Here is a 17,289-nt window from a genome sequence, read left to right on the forward strand (position 1 = left end):
ACAAGGTCTTGACATCATTTAACGCTGATTTTATCACTTTCGCCCCATTTCTTCCCAGTATATAAAGGGGGCTTTGCGGTATGGGATGGCAGAAAACAAAAAGAGAATCCTCCGCGGAGGACTCTCTGAGAAGAATGTAGCAAGGTTATTTCTATCCTATGCGGTGTGTTGTCGCCTATTGGATTTTGCGCAAGGGCGATGACACGAGTTGAGGGTTGACGAACACCGCATAGGGGTGAATTTGCACATTGACGTCTGCTTCGATGCGGTAGTCGCAATGACGAAGTTTGCTGGTGAAGTGATAAAGTCCACTTTGGGAGGGGTGGGCATCCACCAGGTCAAAGGTTTGCTCTGTGGAGATGATCGTGCCATCGGGCGCTCTCCATTCGTATGTGTCGAAGAAGTAGGTGGATTGCAGACGAACGGTGCTATGATGGAAGACGCGAATGAGGTCGGAAGGAACAATACGCATGCCTTGAGAACTTACCACGGTGACGGGTTCCAAGAAGAATTGTCCACAAGCATCCTTTGCGTAGACCATAAACTTGTCGCCAGTGACCCCAGCCACAAAGTGAGCCACTCCATCGGGGGAGATATCGTCAGGAGCTGATTTTACCACCGTGGTTCCATCCATCTCGCGAAGTTCGTAGGTGATGGGCTCTTTACCCTTGATACCCTTCACTTCGATGTGTCCCTCTGCAGTTGCACTATTCGTGCAGCTGTATGCCTTCAGGTGGGGGCGTGACACCTCAAAATTGAGGGGCTGCACATGTACATGCAGGGTGTCAAGATAGCAGTTGGGCTTCATGTTTTCTGTACCGATGGCGAGTACATAGTCGCCGGGCTTGGTGAGTTCAATGGGGTAGCCTTCTTTCACCAGGAAATTGGGCGTGTAGCCACCTTTCACACCAGAAATGATGGAGAATCGGGTGTTTTCATTCTTTTCGTAAACCGTCCCCTTGTCCATGATTTTGCCTTGAGGTCTGAGGCTTAACACTCCACATTCTGTTGTTGACGTGTAGGTGAAGTCTTTCACGTCAAACATTCCTCCCCATGTCGTGGTGAGTTTGCGTACGCGACAAGGGTCGCCCTCGGGGAGAGTGAGATTGGTTTCTTCGAGGGTATAGACACCGGGAGGCATGGGGTCTGTCGTGGTGTTGAAATACGTGCCAGTGTAGGATTGGAAGGTGCTGTAGTATCCTGGTACTTCTTTCCCATTTGGGTAGAAAATGCGATACGACATCGCCAACTTTCCGTCAGCATCTCGGAGCGGAGGTTCTTGTCCATCGTCTCCAAAACGGAGGAATAAGCTACCGGTGTGTTTGCCGCAGGAACTGGGGTTCCAACGACGGAATTGGACGGCATTGGTTCGTGCGTCTTGGCGAATGGTGGTCGGTGCAGACCATAGGAGGGTTGTGCTGTCGGTTTTGTAGACTTTGATGCGATAGTCGACACCATATTCAAGAATGTCGGACACTTTGTCGAAACCGCGAGTATCTGATGGACCAAAGTAATTGAAGTCGGTCCGATTTTTGATGAGTTGCACACTCTGTGCATAGCCATCGCTTTCGCGTTCTATCTTGATCACAAGGGGCACACAAGCGGCAAAGGTGTTGAGATTATAAAACTTGCGCCAACCGTTGCAGAAAGTTTGGCGTTGAAGTTTTACATAATCCACAAATCTTTCGGGAAAGGTGATTGCCTCCCAGGTGTTGGTGCCATCCGAGGCTTCCACATACCAGGTCTTGTTGTAATCCACTGGCATCGTCACTGCGTCGTTGATGGAGTTGATAGTATAGGTGCCTACTACTGGTCCCGTTTTACTGTTTTCGTGGAGCGTGAGTGTCACGGGGTAGCACCATAATCCTTGGAAACGGAAATTGGGTTCGTAAATTCTCCAACCATATTTTTCGCACTGAGCTTGCGAGCCTACGTGTTGAAAGGATGGTTTGCTAAGTTTGAGCTGACGCTCGTTGCTAATGGTGGGGCAGTTTTTTAGTCTCACAAAGACAGATATGCCATGGGTGTGGAGGTCGCTTATGGTATAGGGACTGATGTCGAAGAGTTGTTCAGGGTGGAAAATTGAGGGAATGGTGATGGGTGCCCAATGAACTGGAGTTTTACCCGTGGGCGCAATTGCCATTTCAAACTCACCCTTGTCGTAATACTTTTTGAAATCTTCTTTGGTGAGTTGGTAGTTGTATTGACCTATATGTCTGAAATAGATGTGGTTGCAGTCTGGTCCTGGGAGAAAGCTCTCGTGTACCCAAGTGGCAGGTAGTGCAATGGTGGGCAGATCGGCTACAGTGAGTTGTTCCAAGGTGATGTTTATCTCGCGTCCCTTGCCATATTGGTCACTGACGTCTATGGTGTAGGTGCCAGCAGGATAAGTGCCATTGAGTATATATTCGTATGACTTATTTGCACCCGGCAATACGGAGTAAGCCACTTCTCCTAAGGCTACACCAGCAGGTGCGCTCTTGATGGTGCAAGTGAAAGTGGAACCTCCATTTTGGACATTGACTGCAAGGATACCCATGGGGCAATTGTCGAATGAGCCTTGCTTAAGTTTGCTTTCTGAGATGGTGGGAAGGACGTAGTCACCCTGCACTACAAGATTTTTGAGGGTTTTGGTGATGACGATGTCATTGTCATGAACGCAAGTGGCTTTCATGACCAAATCGTAGGTGCCCGGCGCCAAGTTGTTGATGACAAAGGTGCTCGTCGGAGCAGGGTGAGAGGCGCCTGGGGTGAGCGGTATCGCCTCAAAACTGTAAGTCACACTCGAACTGTTTGCCCCTACGACTGCGGTGGTAATGGTGAATGAACCATCACTTGGACCCACAGATTTGGTGACCTTTGCAGTGAGAGTGACGTCGGCGGGACATTGTGCTGCAAGATAAAGGTGGTGGCAAAGCAGGAAGATGAGTGTCCATACAATCCTGATAAATATGTTCTGTCTCATATTCTTTGATAAAATGTGCTGATGTGTGCTGATGAGGGAGGGGTGGGACGGTTTAATCCCCATAGAGGAGGGGAAATTCATTTGGGCAAAATGCTACAATCGATGTCTGCTGTTTGTTCTGCTCATTTGTTAATAATCTTAGTGCCAAAACCTTTGTTCATCAATCAAGTTTGGCAAAAGCTAGTGCCCAGTTAGGGGGAAAGGATTTTGCTTTTCTTACAAGCTCATTTTCAATGAGCGCGCAAAGATAATTGGGCTTTTTCGTGCTTTGTCCCTGAATATCAAGAAGGCAACGAAGAAATTGTCTTCATAAAAGTTCGCGGACAAAATTACGAAAAAATATTGTATTCCAGCGGTTTTATATAATGAATGTCGGTGGGGGAACAGAAAATTGCGCATTCTGTTTGTGGCTACACGTGCATAAAGTGGAAAAAACATACGGCTTTTCTTGTTTTTTCTTTGTCGTTCGCGTAACTTTGCAGGAAGATAGTTCTTAAGTTGGGCGGAATGGTGCTGGCCGCCGCCTTGGCTTTCTCACCAACAGTCGATAATGGTCTTGAAATGTGGGAGATAGAACTTCTGTCAAATCCTAATCGCATATACAATCCACCACTGACATGGAATATAACTTCAGAGACATTGAAAAAAGATGGCGCGAAACATGGGCGCAAGAAGGCACCTATCACGCGCAAACTGGAAGCGACAAGCCCAAATACTACGTGCTCAACATGTTTCCTTATCCCTCAGGGGCAGGGCTCCACGTGGGACACCCTCTAGGCTACATTGCTTCCGATATCTTTGCCCGCTACAAGCGTTTGTGTGGCTTCAATGTGCTCAACCCTATGGGATACGATGCCTATGGATTGCCTGCTGAACAATACGCTATCCAAACTGGGCAGCATCCTGCAGTGACTACGCAGCAAAACATCACGCGCTATCGCGAACAGCTCGACAAAATCGGCTTCTCCTTCGACTGGAGTCGTGAGGTGCGTACCTGCGAGCCCAGCTACTACAAGTGGACACAATGGGCATTTGGCAAAATGTTCCAATCTTTCTATGACAATGCTGCACAGAAGGCGCGCCCCATCAGCGAATTGGTGGCGCACTTTGAAGCTCAGGGCACAGAAGGACTGGATGTGGCTGAGACTGAAGCTCAGCAATTCACGGCTGCTGAATGGAAAGCCATGAACGAAGTGGAGCAGCAGCAGACCTTGATGAACTATCGCATTGCCTACATCGGTGAGACGATGGTGAACTGGTGTCCTGCGCTTGGCACGGTGTTGGCAAACGACGAAGTGGTGGACGGTGTGTCTGAACGTGGTGGACACCCCGTGGTGCAACAGAAGATGAAGCAATGGTGCTTGCGCGTGAGTGCTTATGCAGGTCGCATGCTCGACAGCTTAGAACACCTCGATTGGAGCGATTCGCTCAAGGAAACACAACGCAACTGGATCGGTCGTTCGCAGGGCACAGAAATGCAATTCCGTGTGAAAGACAGCGATTTGACTTTCACCATCTTCACCACTCGCGCTGACACTATTTTCGGAGTTACCTTCATGGTGCTAGCTCCTGAAAGTGAGCTCGTGGCACAACTCACCACCGATGCACAGCGTGCTGAAGTGGAAGCCTACGTGGCTGCTACAGCTAAGCGCACAGAGCGTGAGCGCATCAGCGACCGCAAGGTGAGCGGTGTCTTCTCCGGTTCGTATGCGGTGAATCCCTTCACGGGTGCTGAAATCCCCATCTGGATTTCAGATTATGTGCTGGCTGGTTACGGCACTGGTGCCATCATGGCTGTGCCTGCTCACGATAGTCGTGACTATGCTTTTGCGCGTCATTTCGATCTTCCCATCGTGCCCCTCATCGAAGGTGCCGATGTGAGCGAAGAGAGCTTTGATGCTAAGGAAGGCATTGTGACGAATTCTCCCAGGGTGGGCGAAACAGCCCTCCATGGTTTCTCGCTCAATGGATTGACCGTGACAGAAGCGATTGCTAAAACAAAGGCTTTCGTGACTGAACATAAGTTGGGCCGTGTGAAGACCAACTATCGTCTGCGCGATGCCATCTTCTCTCGCCAACGCTATTGGGGTGAACCTTTCCCCGTATATTACAAAAACGAGATGCCTTATCTCGTGCCAGAGGATTGTCTTCCCGTCGAGTTACCTGAAGTGACAAAGTTCTTGCCCACAGAAACAGGTGAACCTCCCCTCGGCAACGCTACTCACTGGGCGTGGGATGAGGCGAATCGTTGCGTCACCGACAACAGCCGCATCGACCACAAGACGGTGTTCCCGCTTGAACTCAGCACGATGCCTGGTTTCGCAGGATCTTCTGCCTACTATCTCCGCTATATGGATCCCCACAACAATGAAGCATTGGTGGGTGAAGCCGCTGTCAACTATTGGCAACAGGTGGACCTCTATGTGGGTGGTTCGGAACATGCTACTGGTCACTTGATCTATTCACGCTTCTGGAACAAGTTTCTCTTCGATCTTGGCACTTGCCCCAAGGATGAGCCTTATCAGAAGTTGGTGAACCAAGGTATGATCCAAGGTCGTTCCAACTTTGTCTATCGCATCAAGGACACCAACACTTTTGTGAGTCTTGGTTTGAAAGATCAATACGAAGTAACACCACTCCACGTGGATGTAAACATCGTCTCTGCCGATGTACTCGACGTTGAAGCCTTCAAGGCATGGCGTCCTGAATATCAAGATGCAGAATTCATCCTCGAAGATGGTAAATATATCTGTGGTTGGGCAGTGGAAAAGATGTCGAAGTCGATGTTCAACGTGGTGAATCCAGATCTCATCGTTGAGAAATATGGTGCCGACACCTTGCGCCTGTATGAAATGTTCCTCGGACCTATCAACCAAAGTAAGCCTTGGGATAGCAATGGTATCGATGGTTGCTTCCGTTTCCTCAGAAAATTGTGGAATCTCTTCTACAAAGATGAGCAATTCTTGCCTACTGATGTGGCGCCCACCAAGGAAAACCTCAAGACGCTCCACAAGCTCATCAAGAAAGTTACCGAAGACATCGAAGTCTTCTCCTACAACACCTCTGTGCCTGCCTTTATGATTGCAGTGGGTGAATTAGCTCAACAAAAATGCAACTCCAAGGAGGTGCTGCAAACCCTCGTAGTGCTACTCGCTCCCTTCGCTCCTCACGTGGCAGAAGAATTGTGGCATGCACTGGGCAACACCACCACAGTGTGCGATGCTACATGGCCTAAGTTTGATGAGGCGCACCTCAAGGAAGACACCGTGACGCTCGGCATTTCCTTCAATGGAAAGACTCGTTTCACCCTCGATTTCCCTGCTGATGCTTCTAAGGAAGATATCGAGAAAGCTGCCCTCGAGTCTGAACATAGCGTGAAGCATCTCGAAGGTAAGACGGTAGTGAAAGTCATCGTGGTGCCGGGTCGCATCGTGAATATTGTAGTCAAGTAAGATGAGATGGAAGACGTTAGATGTTATGGACTATGCAACGCCCTGTTGTCTGTTCTAACCTCTAACGTCTACTCTCTAGAAGGTAGTCTTTCTTCTCTAAAGACTAGTGGCTAAAGTCTAATTTCTAGCGTCTAATGTCTACATCTACCCTCTATTCTCTAACATCTAATACCTAAGGTCTAAATAAGATGTCTAATCTTAAAATCAACTGGAAGCTCGAGATTCAAGATTTGATCATTATCTCTCTTGGATTGTTGTGCTATTCCATCGGTTATTATTGTTTCCTCGTGCCTCACCAAGTCACGCCGGGAGGAACGACAGGTCTTGGATCCTTGATCTTTTATGCCACAGGCTGGTTCAAACCGCAATGGACGTTTTTCATTGCCAACGTGATTTTGCTGGCAATGGCCTTGAAGGTGCTCGACTGGAAGTTTTGTTTGAAAACGTTCTTTGCCATCGCAGTGCTCTTCGTGTTCCTTGCAGGGGTGGAAGGTGGTTTGCGCTATCTTTGGGAGGTTAAACCAGAACTCTTCCCTGCAGGATTTAATGACGCAGTGGGATTGCCCATCGTCACTAGTAATGCCTTCATGAGTGTTGTATTCGGATCAGGCATTATGGGATTGGGCATGGGACTTGTTTTCCTGCGCAATGGGTCGACTGGAGGAACGGATGTCATTGCAGCGATGATCAACAAATATCGTGATATGTCGCTCGGCACCCTCATTCTCCTCTCTGATGTGGGCATCATCACGGCTTCGTTGTTCTTGCCCAATAGTAACCTTGAGAAACTATTATATGGCTACACCACACTCATCATTATCACCCTTATGGTCGATTTGGTGGTCAATAGTGGTAGACAATCGGTGCAATTCCTCATCTTCTCTAGTAAATATGAGGAGATTGCTTCTGAAATCAATAGCCTGAATCGTGGAGTCACCGTGCTCAACGGACAAGGATGGTACACGAAACAGGAGCGCAAAGTACTCGTGGTCTTGGCAAAGAAGCGCGAAGCTAGCACCATTTTTCGCATCATCACCGCGGTCGATCCTCATGCTTTCGTGAGTCAAACTCTGGCAAGTGGCGTTTTCGGTTATGGCTTCGACCGTATCAAGGTGAAAGTTAGTGCCGAACAAAAGAAACGTGCCGAAATGGAAAAGGTGAAAGCCAAAGTGGCAAGCGACCAAGCCAATTCGCGCATCTAATCTTGTAGCGTGGTGCAAGGAATGCAGATATTTCTCGGCATCACACACTTTTTTGGAGAAGTCTCCGTTATCAATAGGGAGATTTCTCCCTCTTTTTATCCTGTCCTCATCTTGGAGGGATAGTCTGCAAAGACAACAAATGGAGGGACGCGACAACTCAGATGAGGCGGCAACCCTCTGACCTATCATCGCTAATTTCTAATTGCATCAACTCAAATATGCTCGTCATCGCTACCAACAATGCTCACAAACTCGAAGAAATTCGTGCCGTTGTGGGCGACAAATTTGAAATCGTATCCCTAGCAGAAATCAATTGCCATGAGGATATCCCCGAAACTGCCGATACTCTCGAGGGCAATGCTTTGCTCAAAGCACGTTTCGTGCATGAGCGTTATGGACTCGACGTCTTTGCCGATGACACGGGGTTGGAGGTGGAAGCCCTCAATGGCGAGCCTGGGGTGCACACGGCACGATATGCTTATCCCGATCGCCACGACACAGAAGCCAATGTCACTAAGTTGCTCCACGAAATGGAAGGGAAAACAAACCGCAAGGCTGCTTTCCGCACGGCGATTGCCCTCATTTTAGGAGGAAAAGAATATCTGTTTGAAGGCAAAGTGGAGGGATATATCACCACTGAGCGTTTGGGCACTGATGGCTTTGGCTACGACCCTGTGTTCTCTCCCGAAGACACCGGAAAAACTTTCGCAGAACTCGGCGTGGAGGTGAAAAATCGCCTTTCGCACCGTGCTAGAGCCGTGGCACAACTTTGCGAGTTTCTGGCAAAATTCCAATAACACAAACCCCGCAGACTGGGTGTGAGCCTGCTGTTTTTCATGCGTAAAGATTTGTACAAACTCTTCCTTTTTCTTCTCCTCTGCTTCAGCTTCACCGCTCAAGCGGCTGATTTCTCTCGATGGACACCCTATCTTTCCTATTATGATGGGAAGGAAGCCGTGCGCGATGGACGATATCTCTATGCGTTGATGGGAGAAAATCTTTTGGTTTGCGACCTCGTGGCGCGAACCACAACACCCATCACGCGCATCTCCCATGGACTGGCGAGTAAGTCGATTGCGCACATCGCTCTTTCGCACAAACAGAAAACGCTTGTCTTGCTCTATGCCGATGGCAATGTCGATTTGCTCCGTTTGCAAACTGGCAAGGTGGTACATCTCCCTCATTTGGCGAACTATCAGCAGCAAGAACTCATGGTGGATAGACTACGCGTGCAAGATGACGATGCTTTCATCACCACCAACGCAGGTTTTCTCTGGGTAGATGTGGCACAAGCTCTCGTGCGTGGACATTTCGCTGTGGGCAGCTGCCATGATGTGGCTCGCTGGGGCGATCATCTTTTTGTGGCAACTGGAGGAAAGCTTCAGCGCATCGGAGTACGCCAAAATCTGAACGACAAATCTCTGTGGCAGAATGTGCTGACGCATGAGGTGTCGGCGGTAGTGGCTAGTTCGACAGGCTTGTATGCGGTTGCTCCTGCAAGCCTTGGAGCGACTTCTGGCATTTGGCGTGCACAAACGACGGATGCCGCAACGGTCAAAACCTACGCGGCTGCCTTGACGGCTAGCGATTTTCGTCAGATTGACACACGATTTACGGGAAATCAACTCCATCGTGACGCTGAAGGCCGCATTGTGGCGCAACAACAAGGCGAAGTTTTCACGCTGACCGATGAAGCGAGCACCGCCACACGCATTGCTCTTCCCACTGAAGCACAATATGCAGAGACGGATGGGCAAGGAGGTTGGTGGATAGGCTTCAGCGACAATGGTTTTGTGCGTCGCCCTGCCGATGCTGTCGACTGGACGATTGAAAAGGCCTCGCAGCGCTTTGGAAAATTTGGACCACGCTACGACTTAGCCTATTTCATGCGCTATCGCGGCGAAGATTTGTTGATTGCTTGCGGACGTCTTGATCCACTAGATGCTATATCCTATCCTCAAATGGCTGAGATTTATGATGGAAAATCCTGGACTTTTCTAGAATCACCCACTGCCGCAGCTGGATATGTGGGCGCTCAATTTGAAAATGCCACTTGTATAGACCGCAATCCGCTCAATCCACAACAATATGCGGTGACTACTTCGCGCACTGGGCTCTATTTATATAATGGAAGTAGCATCACGAAGCAGTACACCTACACCAATTCTGCACTCGTTTCTGCGGAGAAAAGCAATGCAGCTGCTTTCAAAAACTATGTCCGTACTGATGGGGCTATCTATGATCCTCAAGGCAATCTCTTTTTGCTCAATAGTAGTGCAGATACAGCTCTCCATGTTATTACTCCTAAAGGCGTTTGGGGTAAAATCTATTTGAAAGATATAGATAATGCTCCGACATTGGAAAAGACCATGTTTGACTCCAAAGGACGTTTGTGGATACTGTCACGACGTACGGCAGCAGACTACAATAGCGGTTTCCTCTGTTTGGATTATAATGGCACACCTACCAACACGCGCGATGATGTGGCGACCTTCCGATCCTCATTTCCCAATCAGGATGGTGAGAACATCACTTTCAACTTTGCCACTTCCATTGCCGAAGATCACGACAGTGCCATCTGGCTAGGGACCAACCAAGGTCTGTTCCGCGTAGACAATCCCAACACATGGAATCGCCGTGATTTTTATGTCACACAAGTCAAGGTGCCTCGCAAAGATGGGAGCAACCTTGCTGACTATCTACTGGCAGGAGCCAATGTCTCTGCCATCGCTGTGGATGGTGCCAATCGTAAGTGGGTGGGGACCCTCGACAATGGCTTATACCTGTTGTCACCCGATGCGCTCACAGTAGAAGAGCATTTCACCACCGCCAATTCTCCTCTCTTCTCCAATGAGATTTGGAGCATTGCTTGTCATCCCACTTCGGGTGAAGTGATGATTGGCACCAGTGCTGGTTTGCTTTCTTATCAAGCGCGTGTGTCTACACCTGCGGCAACGCTCGAAAGTTCCAATATTCGTGTGTATCCCAACCCTGTTCGCCCAGATTATGTAGGAAATATCACCCTCGATGGCCTTGTGGCAGACGCTGAAGTGCGCGTGGCGAGTGCCGATGGTCGCTTAGTGGCGCGCGGCATGAGCCTTGGAGGTACGTTCACTTGGGATGGTCGCACGATGCAAGGTACTCGCGCAGCCTCTGGGGTATATTATTTCTATGTCGCAGCCCAAGGTGGCACGCAAAGTGTCGTAGCGAAGGTGGCTTTCGTGAGGTAGTTTATGGCATTCTTCAGCGATTTTTGGCTGTAAAACAGCATCTAAACCCCATAAAATCCACTTTTTTGGGGAGATTCTATCAAAAAAAGACATTTTTATTTGTGCAACCCACTATATTACAATATATTTGCAGCAAGAAAAAACGCTGATTTCTAGCATTTCTATCAAGCACAAGTAGAATAATCACATTTAAAACATACTCAATATGAATAAAACAGAACTCTCTAGCGCAGTGGCTAAACAAGCTAACTTGACGCAAGCTCAAGCTAAGGCCGCTGTTGAAGCAACTCTTGATGCTATCGCTGCTGCAGTGAAGGAAGGCGATAAGGTGGCTCTCCTCGGTTTTGGTACGTTCTCTGTTACAGAGCGCCCCGAACGTCAAGGTATCAATCCTGCTACTAAGGAAAAGATCACCATCGCTGCAAAGAAGGTAGTGAAGTTCAAGGCTGGTTCAGCCCTCGAAGTGAAGTAATGCTTCTTTCGTTCTAGCACTATAGCGCGACATTCCTAAAAGGTTTGTCGTGCTTTTTTTGGCTCTCCACGGCTCTAACGACTAGAATTCCACTTCTCACGTCTTCTTTCTCGCATCTACCCTTTTTGCCGCATGGCACTAATGTCTACTCTTAGGCTCTGAACCACGCTTGTCGTGGCGAACAAAAAGGGGCTGCGACCCTCTAACGTCTAATGTCTAACAATCGTACTCCTCTCTTAGCGCATCTCAGTTTAGCTGGTGCAGCAGTCTGTTGGGGACTCATGTCTCCCCTTGGCAAAGATGCTATGCAAAATGGCATTGATGGTATCACCCTCGTGTCGCTTCGGGTCATGGGAGGCGCTATCCTTTTCTGGTTGACTTCTCTCTTCACTCCCCGAGAAGCTATTTCCCGAAAACATATTGCACTCTTATGTCTTGCAGCTGTCTTTGGACTCGTAGGCAATCAGTGTTGCTTCACCATCGGACTTAGTCTCACTTCTCCAGTGAATGCTGGTATTGTCACCACCACCATGCCTATATCTGCGCTCTTGCTTTCCGCCATCATTCTCAAAGAACCCATCACTCTGCGTAAAGCATTGGGGGTAGCCTTGGGGTGTTGTGGAGCAGTCTTGTTGGTGATGTCGAGTGTGCGTGCTGCTTCCGGGAGTGCTTCGGTTGCTGGATTGAGCATGGGGGACATGCGCGGTGACCTCCTCTGCTTTGCTGCGCAAATCTCTTATACCATTTATCTCACCGTCTTCGGATGGCTGGCGAAACGCTACAACATCTTCACTGTAAATAAGTGGATGTTTCTCTCTGCCACCTGTATCATCTGGCCCTTCACTGCACAGCACGTATGGCAAACTCCATGGTCTTCTCTCTCGGCTGTCACACTTGGCGAGATTGGTTACGTTGTGGTGGGGGGCACCTTCCTTGCCTACATCTTGATGATTCGTGGACAACAGGTGCTGCGACCTACGGTGGTGAGTATGTACAACTATGTCCAGCCTATTGTGGCAGTGATTGTCAGTGTCGTCTTGGGACTTGCGGTTTTCACCCTCACCCACGCTTTGGCTGTAGCACTGATTTTCTCCGGTGTCGCATTGGTGACACTCTCCAAATCGCGACGTGATATGCTAGAGCAAAAGCAGGCGCCTACCTCTTCCTCAATAGAGGAAGGTGGGGATTCCACGAGCGAAGCCTAGGTGCCGGCACTGCTATTTTCTTTTCTTTCGAAATTCCTGTTTCTGATGAATCGAATCTTCTCTTGGGGTAAACGCTCTTTTCGTCTTTTTCACTTCGTCATTGTTCTTCTCTTCCTACTTGCTTGGGGAGGAGGAGAGCTTTCTTTCGCGATTTCTGCTCAGGCACAGGGCTCACCTGCATCGCAGCCCACACTCGTTGTTCACTTCACGGGGCTGAAAGACACCAAAGGACGCATCGTCCTTTCCGTCTACGATAGTCCTGAACATTATCGCAAACAACCTTTGCAGGTGCTGCGTGTGCCAACGGCGACTGCGCTGCAACAGGGCGTCTCTCTCTCACTACCTACCGGCACTTATGCCATCACGGTCTATCAAGATGCCAATGCTAACGGAAAAATCGATCGCAATCTCATCGGCATCCCCACCGAACTAGGGGGATTTAGCAACAATCCGCGCATTGTCATGGGGCCACCTAGTTTCAAAAGATGTGCTTTTCGACTTGAGGGAAATCTCCACACTACGATTCTCTTGCATTGAACAGCCTTTGTCATTGTACCTTATTCCACATTGGTTGTCGCTCAAATACCTGATGATTCGCCGATTAATCTATAGTATCATTTATGAAATACATGTCCGCACTCGCTCTGCCGTGCTTGAGTGGTCTTTTTCTTCTCTTGGGGGGAATCTTTTTCTCCGGAGTAGCCCTTGCGCAAACAGCTGAAACCGATTTGTGTCATCAACTCACTACACGTTGTGACACAGACTCCGTTGAAATCAAAACGCTTTATCTTGATGTTGATGCTCTTGCTTTCTTCAAAGACAACGAGTTCGACGGAAACATTGCCAAAGGCTACACCCTCCCTGGAGTGCGCCTTACTCCGTATCTCGCTTATCGACCTCTACCTAATTTGAATCTGCAGCTGGGACTCACCGCACTCTGCTACGACGGCACCAACTACTATCCCAACTATGCCTTTCATGACATCGTCACCTGGAAGGGCAATGCTTATCAAGGATTTGCACACGCTTTGCCCTTTTTTCGAGCGGCACTGCAGATGGGAGCTGCCACTCTTGTGTTGGGTGACCTCTACGGGGGAGCAAATCATAACCTAATTCTTCCGCTCTATAACCCCGAGACTCTACTCACCACTGATCCCGAAAAAGGATTTCAAACCATCATTCGCACGCGTCACTGGAAGATGGATGCGTGGATTGATTGGCAAAGTTTCATCTACGAGATGGACAAGCATCAAGAGGCTTTCACGGTGGGCATGTCGCAAATCCTGCATCTTCTCCACCCACATGCTCATGGATGGTCGCTCGATTTGCCAGTGCAAATGATGGTGCAGCACCGCGGAGGAGAACAAGATGATACGGATTTGGGAGTGCAAACACTCTGCAATGCTAGTGTTGGGCTGCAGTTGCGAAAAACGCTGCATCATCGTGTTTTCAATGAGGCTGCACTAGAGATGCACGCACTTGGCGCCTATCAGCAATCTGGAAAACTGTGGCCCTTCAACAATGGTGCTGCCATGTGGGTCAGTGGTTCGCTCAATCTGTGGCATGCTCTCCGACTTCAACTCGGATGGTGGAAAACGCAAGATTTTGTCACACTCTACGGTAGTCCTTTCTTCAACACGCTTTCTCTAAAAAACGAAGGTGCGCGTTTTTCTCACATGAACACTGCCTTTTGGAGTGTGGAATTTGTGCGAACTTTGTCTCGCGACTATGTTTTTGGGGCAAAAGCCAATGGTTATATCACTGATGCTGGACCTTTGCAACTGAAAAATGGTGCCATCGACCCAGCCGCCCTGCGTCATACTTTTTCTTTTGGAGTGTTTTTGCGAGCCCATCCACGTTTCTTGCTCAAAAGATTCAAGTAATTCTTCCTAGCTACGTCTGCTCTAGGGTAAACATGCCTATTTCGCAAGTGTGTCTACTTCTTTTGGCTGCGATTATCACCTTTCCAGCCCCACATCTTAATAACTTTCTTCGCGCGCGCGTTATATTATAGTTGTGTATTTATGCTTGAAAGTAGTCTATTCTCGCAATTAAAGGTTGAACTTCTAAGCTTGCTGCGCTTCCATTTCCTGCTTTATTTGTGTTCCTATTTGCTGTGAGAAATCTTCTCTCGGAGGGGACTGAAAAAAAACTCCGACGTTTTTTGGAAAAAGTCCAACGTTTTTTGGAAAATCTCCCACGTTTTTGGAGAAACGTCCGAGATTTTTCGAGGAATGTCCAACGTTTTTTGAGGAAGTGCCGAGCATTCACTGACAATCTCCGAGAAATGCTCGAGAAATGATGCCGGTTAAGGAAGTATTTAAGAGACATAAAGCCCGTTTTTACGATGAGATGGAGCAAAACACGGCAAAAGGGGACAAAAAGCTCCAAATATCGTTCTGGGGGATTTGGGCGGAAAATGGGCTTTACAGCATAATCCTGCGTAGTCTAGATGGCAAAATAGCACTATCTAAAATTTTTCTGCGATTTTTTTGTAGGAAGTCTTGGTAGTTTGCAAACCTTGCCGTACTTTTGCATCGCAATCGGGACGCAAGGGGCACTTGCTAAGACACAACGTGCTTAGTCAGATGAGACTTGACAACCTGAACGCCTGACAGCAGCAAACGAGCTGCATGAAGTCATTGAAACGATTACATAACAGATTGTAGAGAAGTACAAGGAACAATCAACAATGAAGCAGAAATGCTTCGGGTAAAATGAATTGTACCGTCAATTTCTACTCCAAATCCAAAGTAACAAGACAGGAAACTGAGCGATTTTATACAGAATCAAAACAAATTATTATATTACAATGAAGAGTTTGATCCTGGCTCAGGATGAACGCTAGCTACAGGCTTAACACATGCAAGTCGAGGGGCAGCATGGAAGAAGCTTGCTTCTTCTGATGGCGACCGGCGCACGGGTGCGTAACGCGTATCAAACCTGCCTCATACTCGGGGATAGCCTTGCGAAAGTAAGATTAATACCCGATGTTGTTATGTTGCCGCATGGTGATATAACCAAAGATTTATCGGTATGAGATGGTGATGCGTCCGATTAGGTAGTAGGCGGGGTAACGGCCCACCTAGCCTTCGATCGGTAGGGGTTCTGAGAGGAAGGTCCCCCACACTGGAACTGAGACACGGTCCAGACTCCTACGGGAGGCAGCAGTGAGGAATATTGGTCAATGGACGCAAGTCTGAACCAGCCAAGTAGCGTGCAGGATGACGGCCCTCCGGGTTGTAAACTGCTTTTAGTTGGGAATAAAAAAGAGGACGTGTCCTCTATTGTATGTACCTTCAGAAAAAGGACCGGCTAATTCCGTGCCAGCAGCCGCGGTAATACGGAAGGTCCAGGCGTTATCCGGATTTATTGGGTTTAAAGGGAGCGTAGGCGGATTATTAAGTCAGTGGTGAAAGACGGTGGCTCAACCATCGTTAGCCATTGAAACTGGTAGTCTTGAGTGCAGACAGGGATGCTGGAACTCGTGGTGTAGCGGTGAAATGCTTAGATATCACGATGAACTCCGATCGCGAAGGCAGGTGTCCGGGCTGCAACTGACGCTGAGGCTCGAAAGTGTGGGTATCAAACAGGATTAGATACCCTGGTAGTCCACACAGTAAACGATGTATACTCGCGGTTTGCGATATAATGTAAGCCGCCAAGCGAAAGCATTAAGTATACCACCTGGGGAGTACGCCGGCAACGGTGAAACTCAAAGGAATTGACGGGGGCCCGCACAAGCGGAGGAACATGTGGTTTAATTCGATGATACGCGAGGAACCTTACCCGGGCTTGAACTAAGAGTGACAGATTTAGAGATAGATCTTTCTTCGGACACTCTTGGAGGTGCTGCATGGTTGTCGTCAGCTCGTGCCGTGAGGTGTCGGCTTAAGTGCCATAACGAGCGCAACCCTTTTCCTTGGTTGCCATCAGGTAATGCTGGGCACTCCAGGGATACTGCCATCGTAAGATGTGAGGAAGGTGGGGATGACGTCAAATCAGCACGGCCCTTACGTCCGGGGCTACACACGTGTTACAATGGGGGGTACAGAAGGTCGCTACCTGGTGACAGGATGCTAATCTTAAAAACCTCTCTCAGTTCGGATTGGAGTCTGCAACCCGACTCCATGAAGCTGGATTCGCTAGTAATCGCGCATCAGCCATGGCGCGGTGAATACGTTCCCGGGCCTTGTACACACCGCCCGTCAAGCCATGAAAGCCGGGGGTGCCTGAAAGCCGTGACCGCAAGGGTCGGCCTAGGGTAAAACTGGTGATTGGGGCTAAGTCGTAACAAGGTAGCCGTACCGGAAGGTGCGGCTGGAACACCTCCTTTCTGGAAGTTCAGTTACCTGGTTACTTGAATGGAAATAAAAGAAAATGGTACAATTTAGAAGATTGTCACCTATACTTCTCGCAATAGGTTATGCTAAGCATAAGAGAAAGATGAAGCCGAGCAGCTCTGAAGTAGTTTGACTTGCGTGGATTTTTTCTGCCAGTCCTATAGCTCAGTTGGTTAGAGCGCCACACTGATAATGTGGAGGTCGGCAGTTCAAATCTGCCTGGGACTACTTGCAAACGGAGCACCGCGCTCCGAAGATTTGGGGGATTAGCTCAGCTGGCTAGAGCACCTGCCTTGCACGCAGGGGGTCAACGGTTCGAATCCGTTATTCTCCACTCATTCTACTGCTCAGTCGCAATGATGATAAGACATCAAAGCATAATGACAGAGCAAGAGATCTTTGACATATTGAACACGCAAC

Annotated in this window: 9 protein-coding genes, 2 tRNA genes and 1 rRNA gene; 11 read left to right on the plus strand and 1 reads right to left on the minus strand. The window is 48.7% G+C overall.

Going from position 1 to position 17,289, the window contains the following annotated elements:
• Positions 1-175 precede the first annotated feature (175 nt).
• Positions 176-2,965 carry a COG1470 family protein gene (locus tag BQ2633_RS07300; RefSeq protein ID WP_075566120.1) on the minus strand — a complete coding sequence of 930 codons (2,790 nt, stop codon included), beginning with the start codon at positions 2,963-2,965 and terminating at the stop codon, positions 176-178.
• A gap of 617 nt (positions 2,966-3,582) precedes the next feature.
• Here BQ2633_RS07300 and leuS point away from each other — a divergent pair.
• The 11 genes from leuS to BQ2633_RS07365 all read left to right on the plus strand — a co-directional run bounded on the left by leuS (position 3,583) and on the right by BQ2633_RS07365 (position 17,203).
• The gene (gene leuS, locus BQ2633_RS07305; RefSeq protein WP_075566122.1) at positions 3,583-6,417 is read left to right on the plus strand and encodes a leucine--tRNA ligase; all 2,835 of its coding nucleotides are present in this window, start codon (positions 3,583-3,585) and stop codon (positions 6,415-6,417) included.
• Positions 6,418-6,605: 188 nt separating this feature from the next.
• Complete coding sequence (locus BQ2633_RS07310; protein ID WP_075566125.1) at positions 6,606-7,619, plus strand: YitT family protein; 1,014 nt, start codon at positions 6,606-6,608, stop codon at positions 7,617-7,619.
• A 218-nt stretch (positions 7,620-7,837) separates the two neighbouring features.
• On the plus strand, positions 7,838-8,416 hold the full coding sequence (locus tag BQ2633_RS07315) for a non-canonical purine NTP diphosphatase (RefSeq protein ID WP_075566127.1): 579 nt from the start codon (positions 7,838-7,840) through the stop codon (positions 8,414-8,416).
• 39 nt (positions 8,417-8,455) lie between these two features.
• Entirely contained in the window at positions 8,456-10,849 is a 2,394-nt protein-coding gene (porZ, locus tag BQ2633_RS07320) for a type IX secretion system anionic LPS delivery protein PorZ (protein ID WP_075566129.1), read from the plus strand.
• A gap of 205 nt (positions 10,850-11,054) precedes the next feature.
• Entirely contained in the window at positions 11,055-11,321 is a 267-nt protein-coding gene (locus BQ2633_RS07325) for an HU family DNA-binding protein (protein ID WP_075566130.1), read from the plus strand.
• Positions 11,322-11,533: 212 nt separating this feature from the next.
• Complete coding sequence (locus BQ2633_RS07330) at positions 11,534-12,526, plus strand: DMT family transporter (protein WP_075566132.1); 993 nt, start codon at positions 11,534-11,536, stop codon at positions 12,524-12,526.
• A gap of 45 nt (positions 12,527-12,571) precedes the next feature.
• Complete coding sequence (locus BQ2633_RS07335) at positions 12,572-13,063, plus strand: DUF2141 domain-containing protein (RefSeq protein ID WP_075566133.1); 492 nt, start codon at positions 12,572-12,574, stop codon at positions 13,061-13,063.
• Positions 13,064-13,146: 83 nt separating this feature from the next.
• Positions 13,147-14,409 (plus strand): hypothetical protein, encoded by a 1,263-nt coding sequence (locus tag BQ2633_RS07340; RefSeq protein WP_141700158.1) that lies wholly within the window; start codon positions 13,147-13,149, stop codon positions 14,407-14,409.
• 926 nt (positions 14,410-15,335) lie between these two features.
• Positions 15,336-16,862: ribosomal RNA gene (locus tag BQ2633_RS07355) — 16S ribosomal RNA — on the plus strand.
• Positions 16,863-17,023: 161 nt separating this feature from the next.
• A tRNA-Ile gene (locus BQ2633_RS07360) sits at positions 17,024-17,097 on the plus strand.
• Between the two features lie 32 nt (positions 17,098-17,129).
• Positions 17,130-17,203, plus strand: a tRNA-Ala gene (locus tag BQ2633_RS07365).
• The last annotated feature ends 86 nt before the right edge of the window (positions 17,204-17,289 follow it).

The organism is Ihuprevotella massiliensis, assembly GCA_900095835.1.
Taxonomy (GTDB): domain Bacteria; phylum Bacteroidota; class Bacteroidia; order Bacteroidales; family Bacteroidaceae; genus Alloprevotella; species Alloprevotella massiliensis.

Coding starts and splice junctions, on each gene's coding strand:
- BQ2633_RS07300 (WP_075566120.1), bottom strand. CDS start 2,965: ATGAGACAGAACATATTTATCAGGATTGTATGGACACTCATCTTCCTG.
- leuS (WP_075566122.1), top strand. CDS start 3,583: ATGGAATATAACTTCAGAGACATTGAAAAAAGATGGCGCGAAACATGG.
- BQ2633_RS07310 (WP_075566125.1), top strand. CDS start 6,606: ATGTCTAATCTTAAAATCAACTGGAAGCTCGAGATTCAAGATTTGATC.
- BQ2633_RS07315 (WP_075566127.1), top strand. CDS start 7,838: ATGCTCGTCATCGCTACCAACAATGCTCACAAACTCGAAGAAATTCGT.
- porZ (WP_075566129.1), top strand. CDS start 8,456: ATGCGTAAAGATTTGTACAAACTCTTCCTTTTTCTTCTCCTCTGCTTC.
- BQ2633_RS07325 (WP_075566130.1), top strand. CDS start 11,055: ATGAATAAAACAGAACTCTCTAGCGCAGTGGCTAAACAAGCTAACTTG.
- BQ2633_RS07330 (WP_075566132.1), top strand. CDS start 11,534: ATGTCTAACAATCGTACTCCTCTCTTAGCGCATCTCAGTTTAGCTGGT.
- BQ2633_RS07335 (WP_075566133.1), top strand. CDS start 12,572: ATGAATCGAATCTTCTCTTGGGGTAAACGCTCTTTTCGTCTTTTTCAC.
- BQ2633_RS07340 (WP_141700158.1), top strand. CDS start 13,147: ATGAAATACATGTCCGCACTCGCTCTGCCGTGCTTGAGTGGTCTTTTT.